At 46.3% G+C, this 22,608-nt stretch carries 14 protein-coding genes and 1 tRNA gene; 6 read left to right on the forward strand and 9 right to left on the reverse strand.

Features of this window, described 5'->3' with window-relative positions:
- Positions 1-11: 11 nt before the first annotated feature.
- Both MGMO_RS13115 and rdgC read left to right on the forward strand, forming a co-directional pair.
- Complete coding sequence (locus MGMO_RS13115; protein WP_023495544.1) at positions 12-1,691, forward strand: hypothetical protein; 1,680 nt, start codon at positions 12-14, stop codon at positions 1,689-1,691.
- 417 nt (positions 1,692-2,108) lie between these two features.
- On the forward strand, positions 2,109-3,017 hold the full coding sequence (gene rdgC, locus MGMO_RS13120; RefSeq protein WP_023495545.1) for a recombination-associated protein RdgC: 909 nt from the start codon (positions 2,109-2,111) through the stop codon (positions 3,015-3,017).
- Between the two features lie 74 nt (positions 3,018-3,091).
- Here the strand turns inward: rdgC and MGMO_RS13125 are convergent, their stop codons facing one another.
- Together MGMO_RS13125 and MGMO_RS13130 are read right to left on the reverse strand one after the other, a co-directional pair.
- On the reverse strand, positions 3,092-3,349 hold the full coding sequence (locus MGMO_RS13125; protein ID WP_023495546.1) for an Lpp/OprI family alanine-zipper lipoprotein: 258 nt from the start codon (positions 3,347-3,349) through the stop codon (positions 3,092-3,094).
- A gap of 84 nt (positions 3,350-3,433) precedes the next feature.
- Entirely contained in the window at positions 3,434-3,976 is a 543-nt protein-coding gene (locus MGMO_RS13130) for a L,D-transpeptidase family protein (protein ID WP_023495547.1), read from the reverse strand.
- Positions 3,977-4,049: 73 nt separating this feature from the next.
- Between MGMO_RS13130 and MGMO_RS13135 the strand changes: the two genes are divergently transcribed.
- Entirely contained in the window at positions 4,050-5,684 is a 1,635-nt protein-coding gene (locus MGMO_RS13135) for an alpha-D-glucose phosphate-specific phosphoglucomutase (RefSeq protein ID WP_023495548.1), read from the forward strand.
- A gap of 107 nt (positions 5,685-5,791) precedes the next feature.
- Here MGMO_RS13135 and MGMO_RS13140 read toward each other — a convergent pair whose 3' ends face one another.
- Complete coding sequence (locus MGMO_RS13140; RefSeq protein WP_023495549.1) at positions 5,792-8,179, reverse strand: Lon protease family protein; 2,388 nt, start codon at positions 8,177-8,179, stop codon at positions 5,792-5,794.
- 281 nt (positions 8,180-8,460) lie between these two features.
- Here MGMO_RS13140 and MGMO_RS13145 point away from each other — a divergent pair, with 281 nt between their 5' ends.
- Positions 8,461-8,775, forward strand: coding sequence for a BON domain-containing protein (locus tag MGMO_RS13145; RefSeq protein ID WP_023495550.1), 315 nt, complete (start codon positions 8,461-8,463; stop codon positions 8,773-8,775).
- Between the two features lie 123 nt (positions 8,776-8,898).
- Here the strand turns inward: MGMO_RS13145 and MGMO_RS13150 are convergent, their stop codons facing one another.
- From MGMO_RS13150 to MGMO_RS13160, 3 genes are all read right to left on the reverse strand, one after another.
- Positions 8,899-13,944, reverse strand: a complete 5,046-nt coding sequence (locus MGMO_RS13150) for an EAL domain-containing protein (RefSeq protein WP_023495551.1) — start codon at positions 13,942-13,944, stop codon at positions 8,899-8,901.
- A gap of 159 nt (positions 13,945-14,103) precedes the next feature.
- A complete protein-coding gene (locus MGMO_RS13155) occupies positions 14,104-15,036 on the reverse strand; it encodes an ABC transporter substrate-binding protein (protein WP_036308008.1) in 933 nt (310 codons plus the stop codon).
- A gap of 173 nt (positions 15,037-15,209) precedes the next feature.
- Positions 15,210-17,246, reverse strand: a complete 2,037-nt coding sequence (locus MGMO_RS13160; protein WP_023495553.1) for a TonB-dependent receptor plug domain-containing protein — start codon at positions 17,244-17,246, stop codon at positions 15,210-15,212.
- Between the two features lie 468 nt (positions 17,247-17,714).
- Between MGMO_RS13160 and MGMO_RS13165 the strand changes: the two genes are divergently transcribed.
- Positions 17,715-18,608: an EamA family transporter gene (locus tag MGMO_RS13165; RefSeq protein WP_023495554.1), complete on the forward strand. Its 894-nt coding sequence runs from the start codon at positions 17,715-17,717 to the stop codon at positions 18,606-18,608.
- Here the strand turns inward: MGMO_RS13165 and MGMO_RS13170 are convergent.
- Together MGMO_RS13170 and MGMO_RS13175 are read right to left on the reverse strand one after the other, a co-directional pair.
- Positions 18,605-19,399, reverse strand: coding sequence for a general secretion pathway protein GspB (locus tag MGMO_RS13170; RefSeq protein WP_023495555.1), 795 nt, complete (start codon positions 19,397-19,399; stop codon positions 18,605-18,607). The two genes, MGMO_RS13165 and MGMO_RS13170, sit on opposite strands and share 4 nt — an antisense overlap.
- 6 nt (positions 19,400-19,405) lie before the next feature.
- Complete coding sequence (locus MGMO_RS13175) at positions 19,406-20,980, reverse strand: ExeA family protein (RefSeq protein ID WP_235557286.1); 1,575 nt, start codon at positions 20,978-20,980, stop codon at positions 19,406-19,408.
- Between the two features lie 237 nt (positions 20,981-21,217).
- Between MGMO_RS13175 and MGMO_RS13180 the strand changes: the two genes are divergently transcribed.
- Positions 21,218-22,129, forward strand: coding sequence for a DUF3014 domain-containing protein (locus MGMO_RS13180; RefSeq protein WP_023495557.1), 912 nt, complete (start codon positions 21,218-21,220; stop codon positions 22,127-22,129).
- Positions 22,130-22,505: 376 nt separating this feature from the next.
- Here the strand turns inward: MGMO_RS13180 and MGMO_RS13185 are convergent.
- Positions 22,506-22,593: transfer RNA gene (locus tag MGMO_RS13185), tRNA-Ser, on the reverse strand.
- Positions 22,594-22,608: the final 15 nt, after the last annotated feature.

Raw genomic sequence — 22,608 nt, forward strand, 5'->3', positions numbered from 1 at the left:
AGGCGTAACTGATGAGTTCTCACTCGTTTAATTTGTCATCAACATACCCATCTTGCCCACAGCCCATTACCGTGCCATTGCCGTTTGCCATTGATGAGATGGCGTTTTCAGAATGGCTTAAGACGCTAGCCAAAGAGGGAGAAATAACAAAATGCCTGAAAATCCTGCAAGTACTACAAGCGCTGAATAACGATTACCCTCCTGCACGGAACCTCATCCCCGGCAGGACGCGCTTGTTTTTTTTGGAAAAAATGGGTTTGATGCTGGTGGCAGCCACAACCATGCTAACTGCCCTCCCGAACACTAACGACTCCCTTTCCGAATCGCCTGACAATGAATCGGTCAGAAATGACCTGTCGGTTTGGAGCACCCTGGAACTTGCAGAGGGGTATGCGCTGTTTTGTCAGGACGACGCTTTTAAAGGGGATGAATACTTCACCATCGAGGAAAAAACCTCGATCTTGTCCAACGGCATCCAAGCAATGGGCAGAAGCTTGTTATACATTTTCCAAACTTACACCAAACCTGTCACTAATTTTTGGCACAGATGCTTTCAATTTTATCGTCACGCCCAACTTAACCGTCTTACGGACAGCGAATTCAATCCCGGCGCACGGGCCATCGACAACGCCTTCAAACGGGTACTGGTGTTTGCCCTAAGCAACACCAATCAATTTTCACCGTCGGAAATGCGGACGATTTACGACTTGTTGGGGCTCTATGCAGAAAATACCGGATTATTGAAATCCGTCCCCCAAAAGAAGTTCAAGGGCATTCCCTCCATACACTTGAGAGGCAATAGCCCACCCCTTATTTCTAATGAAAACTCGGAAAACCCCGACCCAGACCGCTTGTATATCGCCACGGTCATTGTCGCCAGCAATATTCTCGAAGCGACTTACGATAAACGCACCCATTATGTCCCTACCGATCGTTTAATGCTTCTGCGCCTAGCAAAAACATTAACCCTCAACGAGCAAAGAAAAGACCCGAGGGAACCTGCGGAAGGCAACCATCTCGGCATTATGGATTTTGATAACATCGTCAATTTCTTGCGCAGCAAGGAAATTGAACAACAAAATTTTCTTGCGCAAGCAGGATATTTCGACCCCAGCCGGCCCGGTGAATTACGCGAACTGGATTTTGAAATAACGCCGACAGATGGCAAACATACTGGAAACTTGATTTCGCAACCAACCTTCCAGGTTGAATTTACCGACACATCGGAGATCTGGAAGAACAACCAACAAACCCCGCCCCATAAAACCAATATGCACCTCGTCGACAAAAGCCCAAAAGGCTTTGGATTATTATGGACAGACCACCATATAAGGCCCAAAGTAGGCAGCATTATCGGAATCATGAATAAAAACCTGACCATTGGCTTAATCCGTTGGCTGGCACAATCCAAAGAAACGGGGATGTTCATGGGTGTTGAACTAATGGGAGAGAATGCCTCATTCGTAAAGGTTTCCAATCCAGGTTATCCAAATAACGAGGTTTATGCCATTTTGTTGCCCGGCAAGGAAGCCACCAAACAACCCACCAGCTTGATCTTAATGAACAAAGACTTTCGTCCTAGCGAATTCATATTTATACACAAAAACCACAGGAATGCCCGCTATCGCCTGACCAAACAGCTGCACCTCACCTCGTTTATCAACCATGTTGAAGTGATCCGTTCACATTAGGCCATTGGGCTATAATTAAACTTAAACGGCTGATTGGCTTAGCGTCCACTCGACACAAGGCCACTAATTGACCTCGCCTATCTTAATAGGGAAAATCACGGCATCCGGGAAACAAACTCCGAACAAGTCCTGACAAGCTCAGGACGAACGGTAAGGTGTTGGTTCCGTTCATGGCGAGTGTGTCGAACCATGAGCGGAATCAACTTATTCAGGGATTCCACAAGTATTCCTTCAAATGTCGCCCGTACCGATTCGTACGATTACACCCATAGCTATAGACCTGGTTTAAGGCATCCTTAAACCATCCGGTCATATCCTTAAAAGCGACAAGATTGCCTTGGTTACGAAATGAAGTTCGCGTTCAAGCTTCATTGTGCAATAATGCCGCTCCCATTTTCTTGAGGTAACAATACATCCATGTGGTTTAAAAATCTTAGCCTTTTTCGTATCACAGAACCGTTTACTTTTGATCCCGATGAGTTGGCAGAAAAAATGGAAGCATTACGGTTTCGCCCCTGCGGAGCCCATGAAGAATCCAGTTACGGATGGGCTGCACCCATGGGAAATTCAGGGCAGGCATTAGTCCACGCAACCAATGGCTATATGATGCTGTGCGTCAAGAAACAGGAGCGGGTTTTGCCGACAGCGGTCGTCAACGAAATGCTTCAGGAGAAATTGGCTGACCAGGAAGAACAGCAAGGGCGAAAGCTATCGAAAAAGGAACGTACGCGCCTTAAAGATGAGCTTATTTTCGATTTGTTTCCACGGGCGTTTACGTTTTCCCGCAAAACATACGCATACATTGACCCTAAAGGCGGCTGGCTGGTAGTGGATGCTGCCTCGTCGAACAAGGCCGAGGATTTGTTAAGTTTATTGCGCAGAAGCCTAGGCTCATTGCCTGCCGTGCCGATAAACACCACTAACAACCCGGTTACGGTTATGACCCAATGGCTGGTAAGCCAACAAACGCCTGACGATATTGTGGTTGAGGACGAATGCGAGTTGCGTTCGCCTGGGGAAGAAGCCAGCATTATCCGCTGCAAACGCCAGGATTTGGCGTTGCCGGAGATCCAGAATCATCTGGATTCGGGCAAGGAAGTCATTCAATTGGCACTGAGTTGGGCGGATCGATTGTCTTTTGTGCTGGATAAAAATCTAGCCATCAAGCGATTGCGGTTTTTGGATTTGGTGCAGGATCAATTGAAGGAATTGGATATCGAGGATGAAGCGACCCGCTTTGATGTGGATTTTGCGATAATGTCAGCGGAACTTGGATTGTTTCTGCCGCGCATTATTGCCTTGTTTGGCGACGTAAGCCAGCCGTAACCCAGGGCAAAAAAAAGCTCGATGGCTTCAATGCCACCGAGCTTTTTTTGGTCTCACTATAGCAATAATGACGATTATTTCATCATCGATTTTTTGAACATGTTGTCCAGTTTGCTGTTTGTATCTTGTGCATATTGTGCAGCACGTTCTGCAGCGGCTTTCGCGTCAGCAGCAGCCGCATTTGCGCTAGCTGCATCAGAAGAAGCTTGTGCAACAGAGGTTTTCAAACCATCAATCTGAGTTTGCAAATTTTCGATATCTGAATTGGTAGCACAGCCAACCATTAAGCTAGCCGCTAGAGCAATCATTGACACTTTAACTAATCTTTTCATGTTATTTTCCTTATTTCAAAGTTATTGCTACAAAAAAACGTATAGCCAATTAAATTCTAGCATCGTTTTTAATAATTTCCAGCTTTATTTTATTTTTACAAGCGTTCCCGTATCGACCCACTGGCTTAAATGGTCAATTTGGTTATTGGTTAACGCGATACATCCGTGCGTCCAATTCATCGTCCTATGAATTTCTTCACTGGCATTCCCAAGCCCGTGAATGCCAATCCGACCACCCAAAACCGTGTTTTGCGGCGGAACTTGATGGTACATGTGGGCGCTTAAGATATCCTTATAAGTATATCGGTCGATCATGCCTTTCCGTAACGCATTATCAGCATCTTGAATGGATGGGTAGTTGAGGCCGAAAAACTTGTGAAACGAGCTTTGCTGGCCCACCCAGCCAATACGATATTCGCCGTAAGGGGTAATATTGTCGCCACGATGCGTCTTTTGTCCAGCACCTGCCTGCCCTATGGCAATGCCATCAATGATGTCAATGGTTTGTTCGCCGCGTTTGACTTCAATTTTAAGCGCATTCGTGTCGATAAGCAGCCAGATATCGTCGTAAGCAAAAGCACTTAAAGGACAAAAACAACAAATCAGAAATAAAAAAATCCGTAACATATCGCAAGGTCTACACGAGATAGGAAATATAGTGTACTTTACTCAGACAGTCTAACACCGTACAGGATAAAGAATGCAAATCGAAACCATTAACACCCACTCTTACGACGACCAAAATCCAGGAACATCTGGGCTGCGCAAAAAAGTTAAGATTTTTCAACAACCCGGCTACCTGGAAAATTTTGTCCAAGCCATTTTTGATTCGCTCGAGGACTTTTCCGGTAAAACCTTGGTTTTGGGGGGTGACGGTCGCTATTTTAACCGAACCGCCATTCAAAGCATCATCAAAATTGCGGCCGCTAACGGTTTTGGTGAGCTTATTATAGGTCAGGGCGGCTTATTATCAACCCCTGCCGCATCAAATATTATCAGGAAATACAAGGCGTTTGGCGGCTTGGTGCTATCTGCCAGCCATAATCCCGGCGGCCCTAACGAAGATTTCGGTATCAAGTACAATGTCAGCAACGGCGGCCCGGCACCTGAAAAATATACCCATGCTTTTTTCAAGCGCAGTCAAGTGATTGATAGCTATAAGATTGCCGTGATGGAAGATGTTGATTTGGATCAACTTGGCACCCAACAACTCGATGGCATGACCATCAAGATAATCGATCCAGTCTCCGATTATGCCGAACTGATGCAATCCCTATTTGATTTTGACTTACTGAAACAAAGTATTGGCAGCGGTTACATCACCTTGCTTTTCGATGCCATGAGCGCCATCACCGGCCCTTATGCCAAACGGATATTGGTCGATTTGCTGGGCGCAAGCCCCAATTCAGTCATCAATGCAGAACCTTTGGAAGACTTTGGCGGACATCACCCTGACCCAAACCTCGCTCATGCCCATGAACTGGCAGAAGCAATGTTCAGCGATGACGCGCCAACGTTTGGTGCAGCTTCTGATGGCGACGGCGACCGCAACATGATTACAGGCAAACAAATTTTTGTCACACCCAGCGACAGCTTGGCAATCATGGCGGCAAATGCCCATCTGATACCCGCTTACGCCAAGGGTTTGGCGGGCGTCGCCCGTTCCATGCCGACCAGCCAAGCGGTAGATCGTGTCGCCGCCAAATACAATATCCCCTGTTTTGAGACCCCAACCGGCTGGAAGTTTTTCGGTAACCTGCTGGATGCCGGCAAGATCACCTTATGCGGCGAGGAAAGTTTTGGCACAGGATCCGACCATGTACGCGAGAAAGACGGCGTATGGGCGGCACTGTTCTGGCTGAATTTAATCGCCGTAAAACGCCAATCTGTTGCCGAAATCGTCCACGAGCATTGGCAAACTTTTGGACGGGATATATACAGCCGCCACGATTACGAAGCGGTTGACGCGACCATTGCCAAAGGCATTGTAGAGCATTTATGCGGCCAATTGCCTATCTTACCGGGACAGCACTTTGGCGAATACGAAATCAGTTTTGCCGATGAGTTCAGCTATACCGACCCGGTCGATGGTAGCGTCAGCAGCAACCAAGGCGTTCGTATTGGCTTTACTAATGGCTCAAGGATTGTATTTCGCTTGTCAGGGACAGGTACGGTGGGCGCGACTTTAAGGATCTATTTGGAACGTTTTGAACCGGATACCACAAAGCATAACCAAGACGCACAAACCGCTTTGGCAGACTTGATTGACTTGGCGGAACAACTTTGCGAAGTTAAAAAACGGACAGGCAGGACCGAACCGGATGTGGTCACCTAAGCCCTGAACCTGTGTTACCTTAATTACGGCTAAAAGCGCGGACAATTCCAACCACTAAGAGCAAGCAGATGGACGAGCCTTATCCGGGCCATAGGGTTCCGGCCAATTTACAGCGCACCTTCCTTATCGTCATCACCGGCCAGGTCGGAAATTTCTTTTAACCGGGATATGGCTTTAAAATTAAGGCTGTGTTCCGGGTAATTACCGTCGTTGTCGATGGTGCCTATGGTTTTACCGGTTAGCAACTCCAAGGTTTCGTCGACGCTTGAGACGGCATAAATTGAAAATTGCCCTTTCATGACGGCATCGATGACCTCTTGCTTCAACATCAGGTTACGCTTATTTGCGGTGGGAACAATAACCGCATGGTCGCCATTAAGGCCCCGTGCTTGGCATAAGCGGAAAAAGCCCTCTATTTTTTCATTCACGCCGCCGATGGCTTGCACTTCACCGTATTGGTTGATTGATCCGGTCACTGCGAAAGACTGCTTGATCGGAGTACGCGTAAGGGCGGAAATAAGGCAACACAATTCCGCCAACGAAGCGCTATCGCCGTCTATGTAGCCGTAAGATTGTTCAATAGCGATACTGGCAGAAATTGCCAAAGGAAATTGTTGGGCGTAGCAATGGCCTAAATAACCGGTCAATATCATCACGCCCTTGGAATGGATGGATTGGCCTAACTCGGCTTCCCGCTCAATATCGACGATACCCCTTGAGCCAGGGTACACGGTAGCCGTGATTCGTGCAGGTGCGCCAAAACTGCTGCCGCCTATTTCAATGACGGTCAACCCGTTGATTTTGCCGACTGCCTCACCCTCCGTATCGATGAGTATGGTGCCATCCAGCATTTCTTCCAGCACGGTTTGGGGTATCCTTCCATTGCGGTATTCCCGCGCAGTCAACGCTTGTTCGATATGCGACTTATCGATGAAATCATCATGAGTTTGGTCTACGAACAGTTGGGCTTCTGAAATAATATCCAAGGAATCATTGATGTGTGCAGATAGATGATGTTGATTTTCCGATTGACGGCAACTATGCTCCATAAGCCGTTGGATAGCGGCTTTGGTTAAGGGTTTAAATCCTGTGTCCGCGGCATGTTTCACCATACGAAATGCAAATTGTTGCGCGGATTCTTGGTTCAGCGGAATGTAATTATCAAAATCGGCGAGGATTTTAAACATCTCGTTAAATTCACTATCCAGTTCTTCGAGCAAATAATAAATATCCCGTGATCCGACCAGGATGATTTTGGTTTTTAAGGGAATGTCCTGGGGTTTTAAGGTCACGGTGTTGATACCCAAATCGGAATAAGGCGATTCAATTTCTATGCGGCCTGCTTGTAAGGCCCGCTTAATGCCTTCCCAAACAAACGGATAGGTTAAGAGTTTTTCAGCATCGAGGATGAGATAACCGCCATTTGCCTTATGCAACGAGCCCGCACAAATCCTGCGGTAAGTAGTAATCAGCGTCCCTTGGTCGCTAAGGTACTCAATGCGCCCAAACAGGTTTTGGTAAGTGGGGTGCGGTTCAAAAATAACGGGTGCGCCGCTGCCATGAGGGTGATCGACCAAGATATTAGGGGCATAAAGCTCGATTAATGCGGCCCGTTTGATGGCGTTATTGCTGGGCTCAATCGAGCGGGTCGGTGCCAAGTAGTCGGTAATCGTGTTATTCAGGTTTTTTTTGATTTCCGACAAATAACCGCAGACATCAGCCAAGTCTCGGTATTTCTCATCAATTGCCGCAAATAGGGGAGTAATGGCAAGTTGAATTGTCTCAGTATCTAATTGTTTGATTTTTTCGACCATCGTCCTGCGCCATTGGGGCAAATCCAATAACGCTTCATTCAAATATTCTTCAAGTTCTTCGACATCCTGGTGAAACAAATCCCGTTCGGTTTGAGGCAATTCAGCGAATTGGTCCTCATCAAGGGATTTATTGTTTTTTATCGGAACGAAAGTGACCCCTTCATTTTCCCGGAATAAGGCAATGCTTTTGCTTCTTGATTTTTTATCAACTACGTCAATCGCATTGTTATAAGCTTGATTGAACGACCGCTCGATGGCCGATTTTTTTTGCTGGTAACTGGGGCTTTCAAAAACAGCGGGGAAAGTGACCAGCAAATTATCGATCAGGTCTTCAATATCATTGCAAAATTGCCGACCCAACCCAGGCGGCAATGAAATAGCCAGTGGCTCCCTTTGGTTGTCAAAGTTATCGACATAGGCGTAAGAAGACGGGGTGGGGAGATTTCGGCACAATTCGTTCAGATGACTAGTGACCATAGACAAACGCCCCAATCCTGGCTCACCCATCACAAAGACGTTATATCCTTCGTTGGGCATGGCGATGCCAAACTCCAGCGCGGATTGCGCCCTGGGCTGGCCCAGAATGTTATATTGGGGTGAGGATATTGCTTCTAAATCAATATCCGCTAGGTCGATAGTTAATTTCAGCGCATCAGATGGGAGCTTCAAGCGTGAGGACATAGAGTAATGAAAATGGTTGGCATAAGGTTTAGGATTTTATCATTCTTCTTGATAAACGCCGATTTACTGAGCTTAAAGCAAACGCCGCGAGGGATTTTGTAACGAGTGGTTACAACTATTCGATATTGTTGTATGATAAATCTCAGCCAGCAAAAACGGCTGTATCTTTTGGTGGTTTGCTTAATTGTGCATTAAGGGATCCCTGCCAGAATGTGCGGCGAACATAGCTTGGATTTTAGTATTTCAATTTTTGCTCTCTTCACCCTTGATAGACAAATACCATGCACAATTTAAAATTATTGGCCCTTATTTTGCTCAGCCTTTCTGTGCCTCCTTCACTGGTTGGTTGTGCCGGGGGCAAAACCTATCAAAGTACAGGAGAATTGCTCGATGACAGCGTTGTCTCCAATAAAGTGAGATTGTCAATCCTAGGCGATTCCAAAGTTAAATTCGGACAAGTTTCAGTCGAAACCTTTAAAGGCGTCGTCCAATTGAGTGGTTTCGTGAACACTAAAGAAGCTGCCAATCGGGCCGTAGATTTGGCGCGTCGCGTTAAAGGAGTCAAACAGGTCAATAACAGCTTGATTGTTAAGTAGCTTACCCCTTATGGCCTTGCTAATTTGTCATGTAAAATCGTAACATCCTCGTCTTGACCCTGCCAATCAGGCTTTGCTTAACGCATCGATAAACCGCATTGCCTATCCTTCCCGATGAAAGGATCAACTGTTAGTTTCATCAGGTTCCGTTTTGAGACTAGTGGGCACGACAGCGGTATCTTTAGTCAGGTTGCCCTTGTTTTCAATTGAAAAATCATGCGCCATGAGTGCAGGAATTTCGCTGCCCGAAACGGGACGGCTAAACAAATAACCTTGCATGACATTGCAACCCAAACCCAACATCACGGAAGCCTGATCCTTGGTTTCCACACCTTCGGCTATGAGGGTAAAATTCAACGCGTTAGCCAAACCGATAATAGTACCTAGCAGTAATGGCGTATGCGGATTTGTCATCAGGTCTTCGATAAACATTTTGTCGATTTTTAAGCCGTCAAGAGGCAGTTGCTTTAGCGATGCCAAACTGGAAAATCCGCTGCCGAAATCGTCTATCGCTATTTTTACGCCCAGCTTTCTCAAGTGACCAAAGATTTCTATGCGGCTAACAGCCTGTAATCCATTTTCAGTTATTTCCAATTGCAGGTATTGGGCGGGAACTTGGGTTTTATCAAGCAATTCTTTTATGGTGTCCAGTAGGCTTGGATCCTGAAAATAAGCTGGCGAAATATTAACGCCAACTTGGATATACGGAAGCCCCGCGCTATGCCACTCGGCAATTTGTTCGCAGGCCGTTTTCAATGCCCAATGACCCAGTTGGGCTATTAAACCCAGTTGCTCGGCAAGGGAAATAAAATCGCCGGGGGAAATGATCCCTTTCTCTGGATGTTGCCAACGGGCGAGAGCCTCAACCCCCACGATTTTGCCCGTTTTCAACGACACCTGAGGTTGATAGTGCAGCACAAATTGTTCCTTGGCAGATGCTTCGCGCAACATACTTTCTTTTTCCAGGCGTTGTTGGGTCTGGTTAGCCATGTCTGGGGAATAGAAAATATAACGCTGTTTACCGGTTTGTTTAGCCAAGTACATGGCGGTATCCGCCGCTTTCAATAATTCCGGTTCGCTGATACCATCTTTTGGGAATAACGCGACCCCTATACTGGCTTTGGGCTTGATCTGGTGATTGTTCAGCATCAGTGGCTGATTGATTTTTTGCAGGCAGCGTTTCGCGACTTCCGAAACGCTAGCCTCATCCGTAATATTGTTCACGATGATGCAAAATTCATCCCCCCCAAGCCGTACGATAAAATCTATTTCCCGTGCAATAAGCTTTAGCCGTTGGGCGATTTCTTGGAGATAAACATCGCCGATATGGTGGCCGAAATTATCGTTGATGCTTTTAAAGCCATCCAAGTCAATAAACAAGAAGGCGAATTGGGCCTTGCGTTGCGCGGCTGACTTGATGATGTCTTCCATGCGTTCCTGGTAGTAGGATCGATTGGCCAGGCCGGTCAGGTGGTCAAAGTAGGCTAGGCGATGGATTTGCTTTTCCGTTTGTTTCTTGTGGGAAATGTCCTGGACGATGCCGGTAATAAAAAGCAGGTTCTTGCTGGTTAAGGCTTCAATTTCTTGCTGCACCTCGATAATTTCCGATGGCTTGGCATTAACCCGATATTCAATATGCTGGATTGCCTTGCTGTGTGCAGCGGCGTTGATGACATCTTTGACGAACTCCCTGTCCTTGGGATGAATAAGATTAATAAAACCAGCTAGCGTGCCGTCGAACGTATTCAGGTCTATGCCGCATAATTGCGCCAGTTGGTCAGAAATGGTGAAGTGGTCACGTTGTTTGTCCCACGTCCAGTAGCCTAAACGGGCAATCCGTTGTGCGGCGGTCAACTGGAGTTTGCTGTTCCTAAGTTCAGCCGTCACTTGTCCAGTACGTAAACCAAAGTTAATGCGCTGTATGAGAATCGGGTAGTTAACAGGCTTGGCAACAAAGTCTGTAGCGCCCGCAGCAAAGGCCTTATGTATAGAGTCCACATCATCCATGCCCGTCGCCATGATGATAGGGATGTCCGTCAAGTTTGGGTCCTGCCTTAACAACCGGCAAGTCTCAAAGCCGTCAAGATCAGGCATGTTAGCATCAAGCAAGATTAAATCCGGCAACTGTTGTTTGACCCGTTCTATCCCTTCAGGCCCGCTCGCTGCCTCATCGACGACAAAGTCTGAAGCCGTTAACGCGGAACTGGTTATTGCACGAAATCCGGAGTCATCGTCAATGAGTAAAATTTTATTGCGCGATTGATAATTTTGCGGTTCGGTATTGCCTGTTTCCACTGCTGAAGGCGCATCGGGCTTGGCAATTTCTTTTTGTAACGCCTCGATAACCAAGGGCAATTCATCGCCCATGGTTCGCACCAATTCGATTGCACCTTGCGTGTGTTTTTGTCTACCGATGGATTCCAGCATCGCGGCATTTTTGGCCATGGCATTCGCACCGAGGTTGCCGCAAGAAGATTTGAAATTGTGTGCGATATTAGCCAATTGCACGGCATCCCTATTTTCCGCCGCCTGCTTTAGCGCCTCAATTTCCTGGGGTGCCGATTCCAAAAACAAGGCGACGGCCTTATCCAACAAGTTCTCTCCGCTGGATGTGGTCAGGTAACGTAAGTTATCAAGTGCCGCTTGATCAAGCAATGTTTGGCTGGATTGCTGATCGTCGGTTTGTTTTGTTGATTCATCGAAGCCTTTTGTGGGTGTTTTTTGTTTAAGGGGCAACCATTTCACTAAGGCTTGTTGCAACTGCCTTCGGGTATAGGGCTTACTGAGGTAACCGTCCATTCCAGCGGCGGAGCATTGTTCGATAACACCTTTTTGTACATCGGCAGTTAAGGCGACGATAGGGACTCGGGAAACATGACCTGACAGTTCACGCCGCCTAATTTGAGCGGCCGCCTCAAAACCATCCATCCCAGGCATGTGGCAGTCCATGAGGATAAGGTCATATTTGACCTTGGTGGACTTGTCCAAGGCTTCCAAACCGTTATGGGCTACATCCACATCACACCCTATAACCCTAAGTAGGCCTTTAGCAACTTCCTGGTTGATAAAATTGTCCTCCGCCAATAAGATATTCCCTTCCAATTGAAGGTCTTCGTCATTGCCTAGGGATTCAGGCAAATTGAGCGAGTGTTCACTTTCTACACCAAAGACATTGAGCAAGGTATTGCGCAAGTTTCTTTGAGTGACGGGTTTGTTTAAAAAATGGCTGATCCCATATTTGCTGTGTTGGCCGTAATCCAGGGCAAGATTTGAAGTACCCATCAATATGACCGACAATGGCGGAATGCGAGGTTCCGTCCGTATGGCCAGGGCGGTTGCCAAGCCATCCATGCCAGGCATTTGACAATCCAATAATACGCAGGTATAGGGGTTGTTGATTCGAGCCGCTTCAATCAATTCCTTGAGCGTGGAATCGCCGCTCTTCACACAATGGCAACGCATTCCCCAGGTGGTCAACTGGTCATTAATAATCGTCCTGATTATGGGATTATCATCGGCAACGAGTACCGGTTGATTTTTCAAGGCGCTAATATCTACGGCTTTGTCAAACGCTTTTGTGCTGCGGAGGTTAAGGCTAAAAAAGAAACAAGAACCCTGCCCCACACGGCTTTTGACCTTGAGCTCACCGCCCATAAGCGCGACCAAGCGCTTGGAAATTGTCAACCCCAACCCTGTGCCGCCGTGCACGCGAGTGGTGGAGTTGTCAGCTTGCGTAAAGCTGTCGAAAATTTGCGCCTGTTGCTCCGGCGCTATGCCGGAACCGGTGTCAATAACTTCAAAAAGGAGATTACTGCGTCCACCCGGCTCAAGGCCAGGAAGACGGCTAACTTTAAGTTCTATATAGCCTTGATCGGTAAATTTTAATGCGTTCCCCAGCAAATTGACCAGAACTTGCCTAAGCCTTTCATCATCGGCGTTAACCTTACCGGACAAATCGAGCGGCAAGTTTAAGACCAACTCAAGGTTCTCCCTTTCGATCTGGGTGGACAGCATTTCCGCTATATCGGTAAGCAATTGGCGTAAATCAAACTCTCTTGGCACGAGTTGGAATTTACCCGATTCAATTTTGGAGAAATCCAAGATGTTATTGATGATGCCGAGCAGCGATTTTGCTGACCGGAACGCAGTGTCAGCCAATTGTTGCTGTCGGGAATCAAGATAAGAATCTAACAGCAGTTCCGTCATGCCGAGCACACCATTCATCGGGGTGCGGATCTCGTGGCTCATAGTTGCCAAAAATTCACTTTTGGCTTTGCTGGCGGCTTCCGCTTTATGGGCAAGCTCGACGGCTTCATTGGTCTTTTTTTGCAGATCCCGGGTACGCTGGCTGACCTGTTCCTCCAAAATCTCACGGTGTTCAGAAACCTCTTTCTGATAGAGCGCCAACTCTTGGGACATTTTATTGAAGGATTGCGCAAGTTCGCCTATCTCATCGTTTTTTGATGAAACTGTAAAATCTTTGCCAAAATCGCCCTTGGCAATATCGTGTGTGGCCAATACCAATTTCTTAATGGGTTGGGTGATCCGACGAGTTTGCCAAAGCGTCAAAAACATGCCCAGAACGATAGTCAAAGGCGCGATTATCAACGTTTGCAATACGAATTTATTCGTACTCTGAGAAATGCTTTTCTGGCTAATTCCAAGCTGGATATAACCGATGATTTCTGGATTGCTTGATGGGCTTGGGGACGCTGTAAACTCTTGTTCCAGGCCAGTGCCGGACATGCCTGCCTTAATATAAACGGGGTTGACAATATTGATATAGCGATTGCCTTCAGGGTCGGAGTACTCGTCACTCTGGGACTGCAAAATGGGCAACTTCCCGCTATCCAGCAAGGGCAATTTGGCTAAGTTGCGCTTATGCCGCTGGGTTAAGACTTCCCCACCCTTGTTATAAACCATTACATAGGCGATGTCCTTATTATCTTCCAAGCTTTGCAGGGATTGCCCGATAGCCTCCTGGTTTTCGGTGTAAATGCCGTAGACAATGTTCTTGGAAAGCATGGCGGCAATTTCTTCGCCATGCTCCGTAAAGTTCTTGTAAGCACTGAGTTGATGCTGCCAAATGATGTAACCAGCGGTGAGAAAAGCCGTCAGCGCGATTAAAAAAATAGTCAGTAAATTAAATTTTGTAGCAATTGATCTCAAACGATTGATCTCTCCAGTGTCCTACCAAGCAGGAAATCCCTAAGATTCCCAAAACTCCTGCCCCTTAAGAAATAGGGCAGCGATAGGTATAAAATTTAAATTTATCATTTCTCCTTAAGCTCTTCCTGTTAGGAAGGAAATGATCTTGAAGAATTTAGCTTAATTAAATACCATTTTAGCGTTTTTAAGCAGTGCTTCTGGAATGTCCATCTTCATGTGTTCAGCAATCTTGGCATTAATAGTATATGTGACTTTTCGCGGATGTTCTGGAGAAATTGTTTTAATTGATGCACCGTTCAATATTTTTAGCGCCAATTCCGCAGATTGTTGGCCCAAATCCGCATAATCCCAGGACAAAGCATAAAAGGCCCCTGATTTTACCCAGTTGTCGGACAAGCCAATAAATGGCACTTTATTCCTGAAAGAGGCCAACAACACTTCTTTGGCAGTATTGACGGACATTACCGTTTCATCCGGGATAGCCAACAGGATTTCGATGTTGTTTGCTAACTGCTCGAGAGCGAAAGGCAGTTGCTTTGGCGATTCGACCGGAATGGCGACCAAATTGAAGCCATTTTGCAGGCCCGCTTTTTGGGCTTCCAAGACGGTGGCGGCATTCTCGGCAGGGTTAAATAAGACGGCTACCGTTTTTTGTTGAGGAAAGAATTTTTTTAACCATTGGAATTGGGTTTGTAATGAATAGCCCAGGCTGATACCGGTAATATTGGGCGCTTGCCTGAACACATCTTCTTTCAATACCATGGTGGCGACAATCGGGATGCTGGATGTCTGTAAGCTGGCCCATTTCGCAGCATCCACACCCAACGCATAAATCAAGTCAGGTTTAATGCTGTCGATTTGCTTAACGGCGGGAGCGTGGACTTGAGACAACAACATCTCGGTGAATTTGATATTGCCGCGCGCTGAAACTTGCTGTTTAAACCCATTTATCGCTTCTTGCAATGGGGCATCATTGGAAGTGGCTATGATTAAAATATGGCTGGTTTTTTCGGCAAAAACAGGATTGGCCCACAAGCAAATGCCAATGATTAGTGCAATCAAATTTTTGTGTACCGTAAAATAAAAGCGCATCACCCAAAACCATCGTAACCTTATTGCGACAGGCCATACTAAAACCCGCCCCTCAGCCTCGCAATTAGTACGAATACCTATGGCACAGTTATGGATCGATTTAATACCAGGGAACACCGGATGAATCGCCTTACTATAAATTAAACTATTATTTGTGTGATGAAAGCAACAGATTAGAAATCCATGCTTGCCTTGACCCTGAATGTTATGCCGTCTCTTTGTATGCCTGTTTGCCTGTGGTCGGGGGAGCCGGGATCGAAATAACGTTCGTCAAACAGGTTGTAAGCCCCCGCCGACAACTCCAGGCCTTTCACCCAGTTCTTAGTAAAGACGGTGAGGTTACTGATGACATAATCATCCACTTTTCCAATGACCCCGCCAGGATTTTTTGCAGGCACTAACCTGCTGCTCAGGTATTGGGTTTCAAAGCCAAGAAATACGATGTCCTGCCAAAGCGGCGCAATTAGGTTGAGCTTGGCCATGTGGGCAGGGGAATTGGCTAGGCGTTGGTTAGTCTTTGAGTCTGTGGTTTTTTGAAAGGAATAACTGATACGGCCCTGAAAGCCATTACCCCAGTTATCTTCTAACTGTAACTCAAGGCCGTTGGATTCGGCATTATTGACGTTTTGGGATTGTGTGTTGTTGTTATTCACTGAAACCTGGGCAATGATGTTATTGACATCGGTATGAAATAAGTTGAATTCTCCACGCAGGTGGTCATTGAAATAATGTTCTAGGATTAACTCTGTGGTATCCAATTTTTCAGGTTTCAAGCTAGGGTTAGGTAAGTTCCCGAAGAAGGGGGTATTGATCTCAAATTGGCTGGGTGCCCTAAAAGCGGTGCCGTACAGTAATTTTACTGTCGTCTTTTCCCAAGGGTTATAGATCAAGGCCAAACGCGGGTTGAGGGTGTCACCGAAAATACTGTAAAAATCATAACGAATACCGGCATTGAAGGTAAATTGGTCATTGAATTTATATTCATCCTGGGCAAACAGCGCCCAGCGGTAAGAGTTTACGTTAGACGAAACTAGCTGGGAAATTGGCAAATTGGGACGGGCATTGAAATTGCTAAGGAACTGGTCGAAATCATGCTGGATTTCGCCGCCGACGGTAAGCCTATGGTCGTCAATGACTTTGGATAGTTCCGTAATGGCACGCCACCACTGACCATGGGTCGAATCCTTGTTTATGGCAATCCCCGGGGGGGTGAATTGATTTCCGAAATCGGTTGGGAAATCCCCTTTGTAGTTGTATTGATTGTACGAAACCCTTGTTTGCAGGTTAAGTTGGTTCTCAAAAGTGTGGTTGTAGTTAAGGTACAAAAAAGCCGCCTGGTCTGTGGTATGGGTGCGTGGATCGTTAAAAATGGTTTCGAACGATGCGGTAGGAATTCCTTTCCTGCGGTTGACATAGACCCCTTCCAGGGTAAAGTCGCCGTAGCTGAACTTGCCCATCAGTTTTTGGGCCTCTTCGTAATCATTGTTTTGGTAAATGCCATTGTTGGTGGCAGGGCTGTCAAACTCCTTGGAAAAAAACCGGGTGTTGCCTTGGCTGTTATAAATCGTTCCGGTAAGGAAAGCTTCCAGTCCACTGTTAAAGCGTTTGCCATAGCTCGCGCTAGTCTTGTAAGTATCGAAGGACCCATATGAAGCCTTCACATTCGCACCGTCCAGGTCCCGCCCCCGCTTAGTGATGACATTAATGACGCCGAAAACCGCACTGCTGCCGTAAAGGGAAGAACTGGGGCCACGCACCACTTCCACCCGTTCTATCATGTCCACATCAACCGGAAAATTTTGATCGGAATAAAAGGATTCAAACAGGTTGTCGTTATATCGATGACCGTCAATCAGCAGCAGCAAACGGGTGTTGTTGTCGGTGGGAAGGCCAAATCCGCGAGAGCCGATAAAACCATAATTATGGTCAGTCGTATTGTAAAAACCTTTCAGGCTGGCAATGATGTCGCCAAAACTCTGGTAACCCCATTTTTTTATCTCATCGGCAGTCACAATGCTAACAGATGCAGGGGCTTTGCTTACTTTCTGTTCGTATTTGGAAGCGGTGAATACAGAGGGGATTTCCTGGAACAATTGTTTTTCTTCGGCAGTTGCCGAGCCTCCTGGCGAATAAGGGTCATTTTGAGCGTAAGCCAATCCTAGGGGCAGGAAAATCATGCTCACTAATTGGATAAATGATTGAAATCTCATAACTACTACTATGTCTAGTGTGTTTCTTCAAATATAGCTGAATTTATCAGAAGGTGCGCTGTAAAACTTATAGCAGTGAGCAAACTTCGCTTAAGTCGTTGCCTTTTTTGAAATGCCAAGGGATAAATTGCTTAGGGAAAACTTCTCCTTTATTTTTTATTTCGCTTCGTAGGTATTCGTACTAATTGCCCACCTAACCAACCTTCCATAATATAAGACAGATTATTTTGTCAAGGTGTAAAATCAAGCAATTTTTGGATTGCGTGACATACCTCACATTATTGCGAATTATTTATTCATTTATTGTGAGTTCATCTACGCTTTTACAAAAAGACAATAGCATTTTTAAAGCACTTATGGTTGGCATTTTCGATCCAGGAAGCGTTTGACCTTTTTATACTGAACTGTGCAGTTTGCCGGACTCGGGCAGCTGCTGGAACTTACTATAGATATAGAGGATTTAAATTTATGTGGTTGTATTATGCGCTGTTGGGGCCACCATTCTGGGCATTGGTTAATATTCTCGACAGCCATTGCGTAGGCAATGTGTTTGACCGTCCCTGGATTGGCGTTATTACTGGCTCCCTGGCGACGGCAGTTATCTTGCTGGTATTTCCTTTTGTGTTGCCATATATGGAATGGCAACTACCGGATTGGCCTATCATCGCCTTGGCTTTGTTGTCAGGGGCGTTGATACAATTAGCCCAAGCCTTTTATTTCCAAGCATTGGAAGAAACTGAGGCGGGCATCGTAGCGGCCTATGAAAATTTTACCCCTACGCTTTTGCCGTTAGCCAGCTATTTTTTGATGGGCGATGAATTGGAACTTTGGCATTACATCGCGATTGGGGTATTGATCATCGCATCACTCTGTTTTTGCTTGATCGATATTTCCAGAAACGGCAAATGGGATTCGATTTTTTTAATGCTGATGGCATCTTCAATTCAGGTTGCTGCGATATTGCTTGAAAAATACGTGTTTGAAAATGGCACGTTTATTATCTGTTTCATGTTTATCATTATCGGCGTGGTGTTTAGCGGCCTGTTGCCCTTAGTGCTCAGCCCTCAAGTTAGAACGACATTCAGCAATAATCTCCCCAAACTGACCCCCATGGCCCCGCTTTTTATCGGGCTTGAATTTGCCAATGTGGTCGCCTTATATTTGAGCCAGAAGGCGCTTGATTTGGGTTCGCCCGCATTGTCCGCCGCTATGGAAACCACGGTGCCCGGCTATACGTTCCTGCTTACGATCTTACTGCTGTATTTCAAACACCATTATGGCGATGAAGATGCCCGCTATAAAATCCGCACTAAAATGGTCCTAGTGGGCATAATGACAGCGGGCGTTATGCAAATAGCTTAAGGCCGATCAACCTTAAACGTGTCATTACCGTTCTCGAGAATGATACTGTCTGCACGGATTTCCTTGAGTTTTACTGAACCCTTTATGAACTGCCCGGCCTTGTATTTAACCATATCGATGATGACAAATCGATCTTCCGGTTGTTGGGCATAACTGAACACATTGATGGTTAAATTAGGCAACGTGCTGCGCTCTTCGTAAGGCAGTTCGTTCAAGTCATGGACACTTTCCCCCTTGGGTGCAAGCAGTGGCTTTGACGGAGACATAGGTTCTTCATCGGCAATGGAAAATTCAGGCTGGCTTGCGGGCAATGCTTTGCTGCGGCTAATCGTCTCTTTATTCATGGTTGGCCATTTTTTTTCTGGGGCCTTCTTAACGGGCCGCTCGATTTCAGCCATTTTTTTTGATTCGATCAACTCCGCAATGGAAGGCGAAGGCGGTTGTGGTACTGCCTGTTGGGGCGACGGCTTAACCGCTTGGTTAATGCCATTCTGTGATGCGGGGCTTCCTAGAGGCAAAAGCCGCTTTTCTGATGTCAACGGCAATAGCTGTGTGTCTAAGCTTCCTGTGGCCTTACCTTTGGGTTGCGACTCCACAGAGGACTTCTGGGTGAAATGCCACACAAAATATGCGACCACCAATAGATTGCCGATAATCAACGCAATTATCCACTTGGTTGATTTTTGTTTAGGTTGCGGCGGGTTAAGCAAGATTCTGTCCGTCGCGGAATCCGGTTGGGTAGCTTGCCGTTGCTGTTCGGATTTACGTAAGGCATCGAGGATATATGACATTGTGCATCAGTCCTGTTTTAAATGCGGCGAACCCTGTGCGCCAGTTGCATTATCTAGGTGAAAAATTGTTTGGATGCCCACTTTGCCGTCTTGCTTTAAGTGGTACGTTCGTTGAAAATTGACGACCCTTGCTTTCAGGTCGGCATCAAAAAAACGGCGATTTTTAACTTCTGGGTTAACGCCGTCTATTGCCGCCAACCGCTCCCGCAACCAAACGACATTATCGGACGATTGCCCTGGGAAAATCATGTTCACCCCAGGCTTGGGGGGTTGCCAAAGCAATACGTAATAACCATCCCAAAAACTCAACACATCCGCTAACGGAAATGTCACATCGTGGTCGAATGCGAAGGTTGGCCGTCCGTCCTTTATCGCTGTCAATAGGACGTAATGTTTAGTTTCTGGCGACAACGAAAACTCCAATACCACAGGACGATTAAATGCCAGCAGGTCTTTCCAGTTGCCCTTGTCAAACTGACATTTCAACCCCATTTTTAGGGCAGTATTGCAGTCTACTTGTTGGCTGGTTGGAGGTTCTTTGCCCCAGCGCTTCAAGGCATTGCTTAACCCCGCGCTTAAAGTAAGGGCTGGATCGGCCAACCACGCACTAAAGGGTTTAGTTTCAGCAACAGGCGGTTCGTGCTTAATGACAGTCGGGGCAACCTTAGCGGGCACTAACGGTCCTATGCTGGGCTTTTCTGGCAAAGCATCGGGTATAATCGTCTTGATTTTAGGGGGGGCTTGGTTGCTTGCATAATAAGTTTTGTAATATAGCCCAATAGCAAGGCAGCTTAAGGCCAACCCAGCCAATATAGGCTTTAACCAAAATGGCTTATCATGGGTAGGTGCCAGCGTTTCTTTGGCGGCACGTTTGATGATGGCCGGTGTAATGACGCGGGTGTCAGTTGAGTATGCCCCCAGCAAGGCGCAATGGCTGATAATGTTGATTATCCGAGGGATGCCCTTGGAATAATGGAAAATCTTATCGATTGCTTTTTCTTTGAACAGGTCAGGATCGCCTTTGCACATCATCAACCGGTGGCGTATATAGGTACGGGTTTCGGGAAGAGAGAGCGGCAGCAGATGATAACGGGCGGTTATGCGCTGATTTAACTGGCGCAATTCGCGCCGATTCAATAAATCTTTCAATTCCGGCTGACCAACCAGGATGATTTGCAGTAATTTTGTCTTCGTGGTTTCAAGGTTGGTCAGCAAGCGGACTTGCTCCAAAACCTCCAGGCTTAGGTTTTGGGCTTCATCAATGACCAGGACGGTGCGCCTACCATTGGCGTGGGCGGTGAGCAAGTGTTGGTTGAGTGCATCAATAAGGTTTTTTAAGCTGTGCTGGTGCTTGTCATAAGCTATCCTCAATTCGTCGCAAATCGTCGCCAATAGTTCAATAGCATCCAACTTGGGGTTTAAGATAAGGGCAATGTCAATATTTTCTGGCAATTGCTGCAACAAACAGTGGCACAATGTTGTCTTACCTGTGCCGACCTCGCCGGTCAAGGCGACGAAGCCGCCACCGTGATTGATCCCGTACAATAGATGCGCCAAACCTTCCTGATGACGGGCACTCATGAAAATGAAGTGCGGATCCGGTGCGATCGAGAACGGCAACTCGCTAAAATGAAAATATTCGTTATACAAAATTATTTTTTCTAGATAGTTGGTAAAATGAATTTTATTTCAGTAACCTGTATGCGAAAATTTATCAAGGCATTATGACTAATGCCTGTCTTTTTGCCTTGAATCCTGAACCTTGCACCACCTAATGCATAATTGTAACCTACAACAGAAATAAGGTCTCGCTGCAACATGGGTCGCTACGATCAAAACAGAAACAAAAAGTCCAACAATACGGCTTTTATTATTGCTATCCTGGTTTCATTGCTTACCGGAATCAGCGGCACTTATTATATTTTGACCAATTTCGAGCTTCCTAAAGAAGCAGAAACTACGGATTTGGGCATTGAACCCACCAACAAAACGACGATTTCAAAAGCATTTCCTGATGAACAAAAAGCTGTAAACCTGAGCGAACCCCTACCGCCCGCAAAGCCAGAAATTTTGGTTCGCAACAACGATAAAATCCCAGCCCAACAAGATGGATTGCCCGATTTACTGGGCAGTGATAATTATGTCAGGCAAACACTGGCTTCGCTTTTTCCAGGGCTTGCCCAATGGCTTAATACTGACCGGTTGATTAGGCGGTATGTGGAAATCATAAACGATTTCGCCCAAGGCACACGCATTGTCAAACATGTCAGCTTTCTGCGGTTTGACGAGTACTTTACCGTAGCCCAAGATGAAAATGGCCTGTATATTGCGCCTAAAAGCTTTGCGCGATACAACAACTTAGCGCAAACGATCCACGCTATTGATGTTAAAGCCGCCGTTGCCGTTTACCAAAAACTCAGGCCGTTGATGCTTCAAGTGTTTGCAGAATTCAATTATCCCGACGACATCACCTTAGAAAACATCGTAAATAAGGCTGCAGGTGAAATTATTGCCACACCTGTGCTGGATGGAAATATCACCTTGGTCAGGCCGTCCGTCTTCTACAAATTTGCCGATCCCAAACTTGAAGCGCTCAATCCCGTCCAAAAACAAATGCTAAGGATGGGCGCTGAAAACACGCGTCTTATCCAAAACAAATGCCGTGAATTTTTGGTCGAATTGGCTAGATCAGATGTTAAGGCTATCGATTATCAGGAAACCCCACAATAGCAAAACCTATTTCATAAACAGAAAGACAAGTGATTATTGTAGAAGGACAATAATTTCTTCTGTGCCGGGGATTAATATCTTTCCCTACAAGCTGCATTATTAAGGATTTAAGAACCTTAAAATAACATAGCTATGAACTTTACCACAGGCATCAAACTCCAGTCCTGTACTGATTGCCTGGAGACGGAGAGTCGCCATGCCAGCATGAAGTGTAGTCACCCCGCCCGAATTGGTGGATGATACCAATCCTAAAAAAACACCTCATTTGTTGCGGATATCAATACACCTTGTTGTACTTTATTGGGCAATAAAAAAACCGCTATGCCACAAAACATGCAGGTTTTTGTACTTTGTTGAACGGCGTTAAAGCACTTGGTGGCGGAGAGAGAGGGGTTCGAACCCTCGATACGTTGCCGTATACACACTTTCCAGGCGTGCGCCTTCGACCACTCGGCCATCTCTCCTGATTGTTACTGTTT

Source organism: Methyloglobulus morosus KoM1, assembly GCF_000496735.2.
Lineage (GTDB): Bacteria > Pseudomonadota > Gammaproteobacteria > Methylococcales > Methylomonadaceae > Methyloglobulus > Methyloglobulus morosus.

Bases quoted from the DNA above. Each gene is read 5' to 3' on its own strand.
- MGMO_RS13155 (WP_036308008.1), bottom strand. From the start codon at position 15,036: ATGCGCTTTTATTTTACGGTACACAAAAATTTGATTGCACTAATCATT.
- MGMO_RS13170 (WP_023495555.1), bottom strand. From the start codon at position 19,399: ATGTCATATATCCTCGATGCCTTACGTAAATCCGAACAGCAACGGCAA.
- MGMO_RS13145 (WP_023495550.1), top strand. From the start codon at position 8,461: ATGCACAATTTAAAATTATTGGCCCTTATTTTGCTCAGCCTTTCTGTG.
- MGMO_RS13125 (WP_023495546.1), bottom strand. From the start codon at position 3,349: ATGAAAAGATTAGTTAAAGTGTCAATGATTGCTCTAGCGGCTAGCTTA.
- MGMO_RS13180 (WP_023495557.1), top strand. From the start codon at position 21,218: ATGGGTCGCTACGATCAAAACAGAAACAAAAAGTCCAACAATACGGCT.
- rdgC (WP_023495545.1), top strand. From the start codon at position 2,109: ATGTGGTTTAAAAATCTTAGCCTTTTTCGTATCACAGAACCGTTTACT.
- MGMO_RS13115 (WP_023495544.1), top strand. From the start codon at position 12: ATGAGTTCTCACTCGTTTAATTTGTCATCAACATACCCATCTTGCCCA.
- MGMO_RS13130 (WP_023495547.1), bottom strand. From the start codon at position 3,976: ATGTTACGGATTTTTTTATTTCTGATTTGTTGTTTTTGTCCTTTAAGT.
- MGMO_RS13160 (WP_023495553.1), bottom strand. From the start codon at position 17,246: ATGAGATTTCAATCATTTATCCAATTAGTGAGCATGATTTTCCTGCCC.
- MGMO_RS13165 (WP_023495554.1), top strand. From the start codon at position 17,715: ATGTGGTTGTATTATGCGCTGTTGGGGCCACCATTCTGGGCATTGGTT.
- MGMO_RS13135 (WP_023495548.1), top strand. From the start codon at position 4,050: ATGCAAATCGAAACCATTAACACCCACTCTTACGACGACCAAAATCCA.
- MGMO_RS13175 (WP_235557286.1), bottom strand. From the start codon at position 20,980: ATGAGTGCCCGTCATCAGGAAGGTTTGGCGCATCTATTGTACGGGATC.
- MGMO_RS13140 (WP_023495549.1), bottom strand. From the start codon at position 8,179: ATGTCCTCACGCTTGAAGCTCCCATCTGATGCGCTGAAATTAACTATC.